The organism is Lacrimispora sphenoides JCM 1415, from assembly GCF_900105615.1.
Lineage (GTDB): Bacteria > Bacillota > Clostridia > Lachnospirales > Lachnospiraceae > Lacrimispora > Lacrimispora sphenoides.
The window spans coordinates 3,925,024-3,937,308 of sequence record NZ_LT630003.1; the positions used below are offsets into that span (position 1 = coordinate 3,925,024).

Consider the following 12,285-nt stretch of genomic DNA (forward strand, 5'->3'; position numbering starts at 1 on the left):
GATTTGTTAACCTCCCTCCGTGAATCTGAACAGGTTTCATATGTCTCAAATGTTGAGCATAAAAATACCGCCAACCAATGAACGGCTGGCGGTATGAACTTATTTCATCCACTGCATCTTAACAGGAAGAGCAGCAAGATCAATCGTCACAACATTTTAATATTAGTATACAAGCTGTCGAGGTATTATTGTTAAGATCTGGATCTGGTGTTGTTGAACTGACTTGTGCTGTATTAATTATTTTACAAGAACATGTCTGCCGTATGCATCCTTTTATAAGAACGACTCTTGAGGTGCCTGCTGGTATTGTGCCTAAGTTAACACTTCCCGGCCATGGCTGGAAAGCAAAACCATCATCCAGTGAAAACATCGGTTTTTTAAGAATGTCTGCCAGGCTATCGGTTAAAACAACATTATGAGCATCTGCCGGGCCTGCATTAGAAACCACGATAGTAAACTCCACCAGTGCTCCGCGGCAAGCCTTTTTCTTATTTGCAAATTTCTTTACAGAAACGTCTGCTTCTGTTTCTTCACCTGCTGCAACCGCTACACATATTGATGCTACGTTGTTAAACAGATTAGGATCCGGTGTTGCTGAGATTGCAATTGCCGTATTATTAATACAGCCTGAAGCTGATTCTGCTACTGTACCTCTAATGATAATGGTTCTTGATTCTCCAGCCGGCAATGCCCCTATATTAAGGGAGCCCAGCCATGGATTAAAGGTTGCCCCTCCATCGACTGAGAATACCGGTCCTGTAATGCTTGCTGAAATATTATCATTTACAATCACATTTTCTGCAGTATTTGGTCCTGCATTGGATACTACCAGAGTGAAGGTTATCATTTCTCCTGGAGCCACTGGATTGGGGCTTGCAGTTTTTTTAATTGAAACATCTGCCAGTGCTGGAGCTAATATTGGCGTCTCTGTCGTTGAAGTATTATTCTCCGGATTTGGGTCTGGTGTAGGGGAGCTTACTGTTGCTGTATTTATAATAATGCCTGCTGCCGTTGGGCTTACAGTTCCTCTAATTATGATAATTCTCTCCGCTCCTGCCGGTAATGTTCCTAAATTAAGAAATCCCGGCCATGGATTAAATGTTACTCCTCCATCGATTGAGTACTCTGGATTAAGAATAGAACTTGGTATACTATCCATTAAAAGAACATTCTCTGAAGCATTTGGACCAAAGTTATTCACTACAATTGTATAGCTAAGCGGTTCTCCTGGTATCGCAATCGCCTGATTACTTTGTTTTTCTACAGCAATATCTGCTTCGACAGCTGATACTGGAGTTTCTAACGTTGAAGTGTTATTCTCCGGATTTGGATCTGGGGTCGTTGAGCTAACGATTGCTGTATTGGAAATCACGCCTGTTGCGTCGGGGCTTACAATTCCTCTTATTATGATAACTCTTTCTGCTCCTGCCGGTAATGTTCCCAAATTAAGAAATCCCGGCCATGGATTAAATGTTACTCCTCCATCGATTGAGTACATTGGATTAAGAATAGAACTTGGTATACTGTCCATTAGAAGAACATTCTCTGCTGTATTTGGACCAAAGTTATTCACTACAATTGTATAGCTAAATGGCTCACCCGGTATAGCAATTGCCTGATTACTTTGTTTTTCTACAGCAACGTCTGCCTCGACAGCTGATACTGGGATTTCTAACGTTGAAGTATTATTCTCTGGATTTGGATCTGGTGTCGTGGAGCTAACGACTGCTGTATTGGAAATCACGCCTGTTGCGTCAGGGCTTACAGTTCCTTTAATTATGATAATCCTTTCTGCTCCTGCCGGTAAAGTTCCTAAGCTGAGAAATCCTGGCCATGGATTAAAGGTTACCCCTCCATTGATTGAGTACATTGGATTAAGAATAGAACTAGGGATACTATCCATTAAAAGTACATTTTCTGCTGCACTTGGGCCAAAATTATTAACTGTTATCGTATAGCTAAACGACTCTCCTGGGACTGCAATTACCTGATTACTTTGCTTTACTACAGCAACGTCTGCCTCGACGACCGCTACCGGAGTCTCTAAGGTTGAAGTATTATTATCTGGATTTGGATCTGGTGTAGGTGAGCTAACCGTTGCTGTGTTCGTAATGACGCCTGTTGCTGTTGGGCTCACAGTTCCCCTGATAAGAACAATTCTTACCCCTCCTGCCTCTATTGTACCTAAATTAAGGCTTCCGATCCATGGATGGAAAGTTACTCCGTCATCTATTGAAAACTGTGGATTGAGTATATTAGTTGGAATACTATCCGTTAGAAGGACACTTTCTGCATCGGCTGGGCCAAAGTTTGAAACTATAATCGTATAGGTGAACAACTGCCCTGGGACTGCAGTCTGATTATCACTTTGCTTTACTACAGCAATGTCTGCTTCGCCTGGTAATTCTTCAACCATAAGAGGAACTGGGTTGGATTCTTCTGAAAAGTTGCCTGGTATGCCACCCTCAACAGGTGTATATGAGTAATCGATAGTTGCTGTATTTATAGCAGGATTCGGATTCGGAATGCCTTCAACTCTTACCTGAAACGTCACTTCCGTGACGGATCCACCTGGAATATCCGGCAGCGGAAAACCTATATTAGGATCAACTCCCAGCTCAGGAACTCCATTAACCGATACACTTCCAGGTATGAATAATAAACCATCTGGTACATTATCCCTAAAAAATACATTAGTCAGAGGACTGGTACACGTATTTGTTAATTTAACCGTATACGTTACGATATCGCCCACATTTGCAGTAAACGTGCTGCTTGATTTAACTGGGGTAAATATTGGTACTAAGATTTCCTGTAAAGCCACATCATCAATCGCATAATCGTTCCCTACAACAGCTTCTCCTTCACTGAAGAATTCTACTGTAATATGAGTGTTATTCATAGAATTAATGACAGTTCCTATTTGTTTCCACTCTGGTGCGTTTATATTAACTGGAATCTCAACTCCTAATGCTTGCTGAAACAGTACATTACCGTTTTGATCCAGGATTCTGACACCTAACTGTGCTGGCGGAAAGCCTGTTACTTTAAAAAGATTAAGAATCCATGTGCTGAATAAAAAATTAGTATTTGGCGTAACCGGTACTGTAGACCTAAAAAATACGGCTCCAGGGTTAAACCCATTTACTACCATCATTCTTCCGGTTTCATTTCCTGTCGTATGGTCAGCGATACGCCACCAAGCTCCTATAACATTGCTCATTGCATCTGTCATAAGATTTTGTACCGTATATTCTCCATCAATTGGTGTAAACTTAGTTGGATCCGGTACTACATACGTAAAATCTGGTGTAACATTGGGGTATGGTGCGACCGCAGGTCCTGTATTCGCTGGTGTCCCTGGCGGAAAGAATCCAAACGTTCCGTTATCTGCATCTGTAATAAGATTAGTATTGGATACAGTTGTACATGGGTCTAATATCGTTGTAATCGGTGTATAAATCACTGGGCCATTTAGTATATTTTGGTTGGTTATATCTGCTCCTGTTACAGTTATTAATATTGTGTTAGGGGTTAAACAATCCAAGTTTGTCGACCCTGCGGGGGGATTCGCGACGAAACTAATGGGAGGTGTTGCAGCTGTAGGAACTGGTCCTGCTGCTGCCAGGGTAAAATTACCTGGTGTTGGTACTCCCCCCGCAGTACCAAACGCCTCTACGATTCTATAGCTGCCATTTGGAACATTAATAAATGCATAATTTCCTGCAGCATCCGTAAGAACTACAAGCCTGACACCTGTTGTTATATTCTGTAATACAACGGGTACATTTGCTATTCCAGAATCACCAGCATCTATAGTAGCACTTCTATTTCTGTCAAATATAATTTGACCTGATACTGTTGCCATATTATCACTCCTTTATATGAATTCTGTAATACTATAATATTCTGCCAAGCTTTTATTGGTGACAGCCCCGTCCTTTTGCACTTACTCTCGTAACTCAAACTTTACCTTTTATCCTCTTTAAATTTTGGCATAAAAAAAGAGAACCTTTTTACAGTTCTCTTAGTTTTTATTTTGATTATATTATTTGATATCACGGAACCCCTTAACGCTGCTATCTTTAGAATTTACTTAAAAGATAACTGGCTATTGTACTTATATCTTTATTGTTTCCGGAATCATTTATTTCCTGGTTCAGCTCATTGTCATTTGTAAACGAACCATCTGCCTCTTGCAAGTAAACGGCGGCCAATGGTTCTCCAGACGCCCCGTCATAGTTATCTTCAACAATTATGATTATATCCTTTAATCCATCCTTATTTACATCCTGAAATGAAACTGCTTTTACATCTACGCTATAAGGGAGAACTGCATTGAAATTATAAAGAATATCTCCTTCTTCATTGGTTAAATAAAACTCTACAGGTATATGGTTACCACCGGCTAATTTTCCTGATACGAATTTAACATTGCCCCATGAATTTAAATCCACCATAAAAGTTTGATCTTTGGTAAGTTCAAAACCATTTATATCTTTAAGATTATATGGAGTAAATTCAAACGTACCTTCCGGAAGGCGCATGACTGTATCTTCGGATTTCTCGGTTATTGTGATCGTGGCTTCAATGGTATTATCAGGTTTCAATAAAAGTTCAACAGTTCCCTTATTTTTCCTCGAATCATTTACAAGCTGACACTTTGCTGTATCATTTATAACAGTTCCCTCAAGTTCTGCGATATCCATATTGTATGCCGGGGCATTACCCACTACACTGATCTCCCCTTGGATTTTCCCATCACCAATTTTCGAAATCAAAATAGATACGCCGCCATTATCAGGGAAACCGGAATCAGTATTTCTAACCCATGTCTTTTTAAGATATTGTTTATAGTCAATATTATTGATTGCTGCAGCCGTTGTATCCGCTGTAGTTGTCGCTATGGGTATACTCTCTTCTTGGGATTCTGTGGATACACTATTTTCTGCAGAAGTTTCCAAGGACGTGTTATCATTTTGTTTCTGATTATTGGTAGAAGCATTTTTCCCACAACCTGTAAGAAGGAGACAGGTTGCTATAATTGTAAACAGCCTCTTTTTATTCATAATTACCTCCGATGGCAGTACTGTTAGACTTTGTTGATAAACATGATCCAGCGTATATAAAATAATTCATATTATATCATTATCTCTTCCAGCTTTCTATCTTTATTTAAATCTTCTGTCCGGATCTTCCCGTCTACAACTTCCAGCAGTCCATTCACACTCCATGGCTCCAACTTTATTTGATTACCTGACATGCAATTCCAGTATAATATTTTCTAAAATCACCTGACCAGATATGTTTCACATAATTATTAGATATCATCGTTTCATATGGATCAAGATACGTAAAAAAATCTTTATCTCTTTTCACTAATAGGATCCAGTGACTATTCCTAAGACCAAACTCTTCTTCATTACCGGTCATCATTACCATAATCGGGGATTTTTTCAGAGATTCCTTCCATTCGTCATCATAGAAAGACATTCTGAAGTTGATATTATTTTTAGTAAAATATTTAAATATGTCTTCAGGGTAAGTCCCACATTTCATATCATCATTATCATATCCTTTTTCTTCTGGTGAAACATTAAAGTTTAATTCTATAGCAAGCTTCTCAAAATTATCGTAACCTGTGATCTGATGATATTTTAATAACATAGAAAGGCAGGCAATTCCACATGCAGATTCCGGATAAAAACTTTGATCATTTTGGCTGATAAAATAATTTTTATACAAGTTATTTTTTCTCCTCTCTATTACAACCTGTTCTTAACCTCATTTTTTAAATACGCCTGGCAGTCTGAGTGGTACTGCCATCATGAATAGTCAAATGACGATAAATGCCATCATTTGCAAACTTAACTGTCACAGATAAGCTGCGAAGGAAAAATTCAGTATCTGAAACCGCATACATTTCAAGTTTCATTGATCCTGGAAGTTCAAGGAATAACCGCTGATTTTTCATCAGAACCTTTGCAGACATTTCCGGATTCTCATCCAGCCGGTACTCGCCTACATATTTGTTTAAAATCTCAGGGTCTAATGTTTTTGCCATTTGAAATTCCAGCACATTGGGGATCTCATATGGTTCATCAAATAGTATATTCTCAATTGCACGTAAAATAGATTGTTCAAAGTCAAAATCCTGTTCCTTGTTTCTTAAAAATATAATCGTAGAATCATGATCAATGTATCTTTTAAAGTATGTGGTATAACCTGGCCAACCACCACTATGCCACACAGATCTTCCCCTTTTCTTATCATTCTCTAAAATCCATCCTAGTCCATATTTAAATTGACTATCAAGTCTTGGGGAAGACGGAGAATAGGCTTCCTTCAATAAAGTGTCATCAATCAGTGTCCCATCTCTCAATGCCCGGTCCAGCAGATAAAGATCGTCAACGGTGGAATGAAGCGCACCATCTCCCACGATCCCATCAAGATAAACAACAAAATCTGTTTCAGGAAATTCATCCGGCAAAACATGTTTACCTTTGTACACATCAAACACATAACCATAGGCATAGTTATCCATAACCTGCCCAGTTAATCTTTGACAGAATACTTCTGTGTCCTGCATTCCTACAGGTAAAAATATATTTGTTTTCATATAATCTGCAAACGAATGCCCCGAAACTTTTTCAATAATGAGAGCAAGCATCACATAACCTGTATTGCTGTATTCCATATGATCATTCAGCTCGAATAGCCGTTCCGGCTGATACTTAATGAGTAGCTCTAACAAATCCTGGTTCACCGCTATTTGGGTTTTATCCCAATGATGTTCGAATAACTCTAAATAATCGGGCAGTCCGGAAGTGTGATTCAATAATTGTCTTACTGTAGCCCCTTTATAAGGTATATGAGGTAACCACTTTTCTATAGGGTCATCAAGAGAAAGTTTATGATCCTGTACCAATAACAATATACCCAAAGCCGTCATGGGTTTTGATACTGATGCTAAGTTAAATATTGAATTTATTTTTAATTTTCGTTTTGAATCGAGTTCAGCCTCGCCAAAAGCTCCCTTATATAATAGTTCGCCGTCTTGAGCCACTAAGACAGTACCATTCATCAATTGTTTTGTTTGAATTTCTGTAAATAATTTATTTAGTATTTCTCTTTTTTCATTCATGATATAATTTTCCTTTTAACAATTATTTTGATAATTCTTCTTCAACTATTGAATTGAGTTTTACTAAAATGTCTCGTAATTGTATCATATCCTCCATTTTCATGCGAGAATAAAAGCGATTCACGATTTCCCTGTTAATCTCTTCTTCTTTTGAATAGTATTGGTGCCCTCTCTCATCTAACTGCACAATTATCTCTCTCCTATTATCAGGATTAATTGTCCTTAATAGATATTTCTCTTTTTCTAATTTAGAAACAATCTGGCTAACCGCACTTGAAGTAACATTCATTGCTTCAGCCAGTTGGCTTATAGATAATTGAGATTCTTTCTTCACCAAATCCAATATTATCATTTGCTTGGATGACAGATCCTCATTAAATAAGGATTGACGCTCTTTCATCAAACGAGCATTCATGGAATAAGTTATCTCATTAATTTCTGTAACCAAATGGAACAATTCATTTTCATTCTGATGATCTGTTTTCGGAACCAAAGCTTTACCTCCTATTTTACTTAAGTTGCCTTAACTATAAAGCCACCTAATGTATTTGTCAAGTAAAATTGTAAGATTATCAATAAAAAGTGGATATCATGCTTAATAGTACTTCCCAAGCAAAAAGCCTCCGCTTAAAAAGTCAATTTTGCTTGTGACTTCCTGCGGGGGCCTATTTTTAACTAATAGAAAAATATTCGTTTTTTAAGATGCTCATAATAACAATGTCATGCCAATCTCCGGCACGATAGAACGCCTGACGTAATACTCCTTCATTCATAAATCCCATTTTCTCATAGAGTTTAATTGCTCTTTCATTAAACGAGAACACGTTTAAGAATACCCGATGTAAGTTAAGTTCGCTAAAAGCATACTCAAGTATCAGAGAAAGAGCCGCTTTACCAATGCCTTTTCCCCACATATCTTTTGCTCCAATATCAATAATACATTCAGCAGAGCGGTTTTTATAATCAATATTACTTAGAGAGACAATGCCGACCGCTTGATTCGTCTCCTTATGCTCAATGATATAGCTTTTTGCATTAGGCTGAGAAATTATTGAAGTGATGAATTCTTCTGTATCCTTTAATGTGTAAATGTCTAACAGGGGGCTGGTGGTATACATGACTTCTACGTCATTTCGCCAACTATGATAAATATTGTAATCATCAAGTGATAATTTTCTTAGCTTTATGATTTCGTTTTCAAACATTGAATGATCCTCCTTAAGATAGAATGCGCTCAATCATCGTATTCAGTAAATCAATCCTTTTAGAAAGATTAATACCGGAGCAAAATTGATTATATTGCTGTAACATGATTCCATCAATCGTTGCAATAAGTAATTCGGAAAAAGTGTTTACATCAATTGTATCTTTAAATTCTCCCGCTTCGATTCCCATATGAATGAATAATTGAATCACATTTGCTAGCTTTTCATGCCTTTCTTGTAAATATGGAAATTCAGAAGCATTATGGGAAAGGAAAAATTCTGACTTTGCACGTACTAAATTCCTATCTGAATCTTGCACTGACAATACTGTTTTTTGAATCCAATCTTTTAATTGCGGAAATAAGGGTTCCTTGGGATCAGGACTTAAAGCTGATTCGATGTTTAAAAAATCATCATATTTTAACGCGGCCAGAAAAACAGTGTCAATGTTTTCAAAATGAGCATATAAACCACCCCGCGATATCTGGGCTTCATCCATAATATCTTTCATCGTAGCATTGGAATAACCTTTCTTAGCAAAAACATTCACCGCTGCTGTCGCTATTTTATTTTTTCGTGCTTCCAGATATTTTTCGCTTACCTGCGGCATTAAGACCTCCTTTCCTCACAAAGTAGACATACATGTCTATTTTATTATAGGGCTGGAAAATGAATTTGTCAATACTGTTACGAAATTATCCATTTGTTGGTATATACGAGATTGCCGATTACCTCTAATTATCCAGGTAAAAAATGAGATACCGTTTTTACGGTATCTCATAACTTTTAATTTTATTCCATTGTATCTCTTTGCTCCATATCAGTAATCAAAGTAACATTATTATATTTTTAAGTCACTGTTAGTCTGGACATATACTCTGCTTAAAGTGGAATATATTTTCCGGGTCGTATTTGCATTTAATTTGCATAAGTTCCTGATAATTGGTACCATAATATGCCATGGGCCAGTCTTTGATAAAAACATCAGGCCAATTGACGTAGGTTCCATTTACATATTTTAACATGGCTCTTCTTAGACTTTCTACCCAATGTATGTTTGTCTCTTTTTCTTTATCAGCTTTCCAGCGGGTTATATACTGCATGATATAGTTTGCATCACGATGGAAATAGGCCGTTCCATCTGGAGGAATCTCCCCGACTGCCCCTGCCAGACTCTGAAATTGAACGGAGTTATCTTTATTTGGGGAAGTTTCCATAAAGCAAAGCAGGGTATCTATTGCCTCATCAGGTAAACTATGATACACGAAAGCTCCAGTGTTTTTAAATTTATGAGGGCCCAGCCCCCCATCAAATTTCATTACTGCTTCAATATATGGAATTGTCTGAATATCTATCTGAATTAGATTGCCTGCGGCAATTAATGGTTTTAGTAAGCATCTCAGTTGATCCTCATTGCCTAAAAATTCACCGGCAGAAGTAATACGGCCGTCTTCCTTGGTAAATAGGTCTATAATCGATGTCAGCCGTTCATCAACAAACGGCGCCCAAGACTGCCATACTTTGATGACCTCTCTGGCTTCCGACCAATCCCAGGTGATATTATAAACAGCAACATCTGAAATTGGATGAACCTTAAAAATAAATGACGTTACTATCCCAAAGTTTCCGCCCCCGCCACCCCGGGATGCCCAAAAAAGATCGGAATGCGTGCATCGGTCAGCGCATATTACTTCTCCCTCTGCATTGACCATCTGGACTGTGATTAAGTTGTCACAAAGCAGGCCCATCTCTCTTGTCAGCATGCCGAATCCCCCTCCCAGTGTAATGCCGGCAATGCCAACGCTTGGACATGTTCCTCCCGGAATAGTAACACCTCTATCCCATAAAAACTCGTAAATTGGCAGCAGGGTGGCTCCGGCTCCAATCGTTGCTTCCATATTGGTTTCATCAAAAATGATTTTATCCATTTCGCTTACATCTATGACGATTCCATCATTCAATATTGAAAAAGCTTCATAACTGTGCCCACCACTGCGGGCACGTAATGAAATACAATTCTCTCTTGTCCATTTTACCGCATTAATTACATCCTGGGTGTCCTGGCAGAATACAATAGCCAGGGGATATTTTGAGAATCTCGTATTATAATCCCTACGGGCAATCTCATAACATGGATCATCTGGAAGAACAATTCGGCCAGTGAGCTTCGTCATTTTGGTCCTTTGCCTCCAAACAGCTTTTTTATTCATTACATATAACATATGCCTTTTGTTTTGACTTTAACAATTATTTTAAGGTCGACACGGATATGATTGCGATATTATTTCTGGCTAAACTGCAAACTGCGAATCTACATGTCAAAATATTTTTACATTTTTCCTAATAATCCTCTGTTTTTCACTTACTATTTTGTTTGATTTCAATAAATACCATAGTATTCTTATGTAGCTTATGATATAATGTGAGGAATTAATATATCAATCTCAAAAAACTTACAGATATCCCTTATAACTGATACTTCTATAAATCTTTCACCTAAAAACTTAATAATTTGGACTTGGATCACCATTTGGTAATGCATCGCAGCATTCCACAGCGTTGATCACGATACGATTTGGAGCTACCCTGTTACCAATCTTCAAGGACTTAAAAAGTGGACTTGACTCTCTCATTTCATAACACTCCTTTTGATTTTTTTGTTCGATGGCTTGAACCCATCTGACAATTATAGTTTAAACCTAAAAAGAAAAAGGACAACGCCTATAAAACGCCTGTAAAATACTAATGGAAACCTGGTATTTTTATAAATTATCTGGTCCTATCCGTTTTGCATTAGAACTTTTGAAATGGAAAAGCCATTCAATACCAGGTTTATCTTAGTATTATTCAAGTATTTTTCAGGAATTACGAATCACGATTTTGTATTATAACATTATGCTATATAACTTTTTAACATTTAAACCTAAAGGAGGCTATATCATGAGCAGAATGGTAACATTATTTACTGGCCAATGGGCGGATTTAGAATTTGACATTATGTGTCAAAAGGCTAAGCAAATGGGATATGATGGCTTGGAAATAGCGTGCTGGGGCAATCATTTAAATCCATCAAAAGCTGCAACGGATGAAAGTTACGTTCAGTCCATCCTGAATACTCTGAAAAAGCATGATTTAAAATGTGAAGCCCTCGGAGCACATATCATCGGCCAATGTGTAGGAGATGGGCCGGATGTAAGACTGAATAATTTCGCTCCTAAAGAATATTGGAATAAACCAGAGGAAATACGTAGCTGGGCCGTTCAGGAGATGAAGTATTGTGCAATTGCAGCGAAGCGCATAGGTGCAAAGGTTGTTACAGGCTTTACAGGATCTCCTATATGGAAATACCTGTATTCCTTCCCTCAGACAACAGATGAAATGGTTGAAGAAGGCTTTGACGATATTGTTCGCTTGTGGACCCCAATACTCGATGTATTCAGAGAAAATGGTATTAAGTTTGCTTTGGAAGTTCATCCCAGCGAAATCGCATTCGATTACTATTCCACTAAAAAAATTCTTCAAAAGTTTGCTGACCGCGAAGAATTCGGCCTTAATTTTGACCCCAGTCACTTAATATGGCAGGGAATCACGCCGCATATCTTCCTGAATGATTTCATTCATAGAGTTTATCATGTGCATATGAAGGATGCCGCCGTGACTTTAGATGGAAAATCTGGTTTGCTTGGCTCACATATTGGTTTTGGTGATTTAAGAAGAGGGTGGAATTTCCGCTCTTTAGGACATGGAGATGTAAATTTTGAAGAAATAATCCGCGTTTTAAACCGGCATAACTATCAGGGTCCTTTATCGGTAGAATGGGAAGATAGCGGTATGGAAAGGGAATATGGCGGAGCAGAAGCAGCAGCCTTTGTAAAAAAGGTTGACTTTGCTCCTTCAAATGTTAAATTTGACGATGCACTTAAAAGCTGAGGAGGG

The 12,285-nt window shown here is 38.0% G+C and carries 9 protein-coding genes; 1 reads left to right on the plus strand and 8 read right to left on the minus strand.

What is annotated here, in order from left to right:
• Nucleotides 1–139: 139 nt before the first annotated feature.
• The 8 genes from BMX69_RS17745 to BMX69_RS17780 all read right to left on the minus strand — a co-directional run bounded on the left by BMX69_RS17745 (nucleotide 140) and on the right by BMX69_RS17780 (nucleotide 10,523).
• Nucleotides 140–3,868: a DUF11 domain-containing protein gene (locus BMX69_RS17745; protein WP_100043094.1), complete on the minus strand. Its 3,729-nt coding sequence runs from the start codon at nucleotides 3,866–3,868 to the stop codon at nucleotides 140–142.
• A gap of 217 nt (nucleotides 3,869–4,085) precedes the next feature.
• Complete coding sequence (locus tag BMX69_RS17750) at nucleotides 4,086–5,069, minus strand: hypothetical protein (protein ID WP_100043095.1); 984 nt, start codon at nucleotides 5,067–5,069, stop codon at nucleotides 4,086–4,088.
• 175 nt (nucleotides 5,070–5,244) lie between these two features.
• Nucleotides 5,245–5,745, minus strand: a complete 501-nt coding sequence (locus tag BMX69_RS17755; RefSeq protein ID WP_100043096.1) for a C39 family peptidase — start codon at nucleotides 5,743–5,745, stop codon at nucleotides 5,245–5,247.
• Between the two features lie 46 nt (nucleotides 5,746–5,791).
• Nucleotides 5,792–7,144, minus strand: a complete 1,353-nt coding sequence (locus tag BMX69_RS17760) for a serine hydrolase (RefSeq protein WP_054791358.1) — start codon at nucleotides 7,142–7,144, stop codon at nucleotides 5,792–5,794.
• A 22-nt stretch (nucleotides 7,145–7,166) separates the two neighbouring features.
• Nucleotides 7,167–7,637, minus strand: a complete 471-nt coding sequence (locus BMX69_RS17765) for a MarR family winged helix-turn-helix transcriptional regulator (RefSeq protein WP_054791357.1) — start codon at nucleotides 7,635–7,637, stop codon at nucleotides 7,167–7,169.
• Nucleotides 7,638–7,815: 178 nt separating this feature from the next.
• A complete protein-coding gene (locus tag BMX69_RS17770) occupies nucleotides 7,816–8,349 on the minus strand; it encodes a GNAT family N-acetyltransferase (protein ID WP_100043097.1) in 534 nt (177 codons plus the stop codon).
• Between the two features lie 13 nt (nucleotides 8,350–8,362).
• Nucleotides 8,363–8,959 carry a TetR/AcrR family transcriptional regulator gene (locus tag BMX69_RS17775; RefSeq protein ID WP_100043098.1) on the minus strand — a complete coding sequence of 199 codons (597 nt, stop codon included), beginning with the start codon at nucleotides 8,957–8,959 and terminating at the stop codon, nucleotides 8,363–8,365.
• A gap of 250 nt (nucleotides 8,960–9,209) precedes the next feature.
• Nucleotides 9,210–10,523 (minus strand): FAD-binding oxidoreductase, encoded by a 1,314-nt coding sequence (locus tag BMX69_RS17780; RefSeq protein WP_100043099.1) that lies wholly within the window; start codon nucleotides 10,521–10,523, stop codon nucleotides 9,210–9,212.
• 766 nt (nucleotides 10,524–11,289) lie between these two features.
• Here BMX69_RS17780 and BMX69_RS17785 point away from each other — a divergent pair.
• Complete coding sequence (locus BMX69_RS17785; protein ID WP_100043100.1) at nucleotides 11,290–12,279, plus strand: sugar phosphate isomerase/epimerase family protein; 990 nt, start codon at nucleotides 11,290–11,292, stop codon at nucleotides 12,277–12,279.
• The last annotated feature ends 6 nt before the right edge of the window (nucleotides 12,280–12,285 follow it).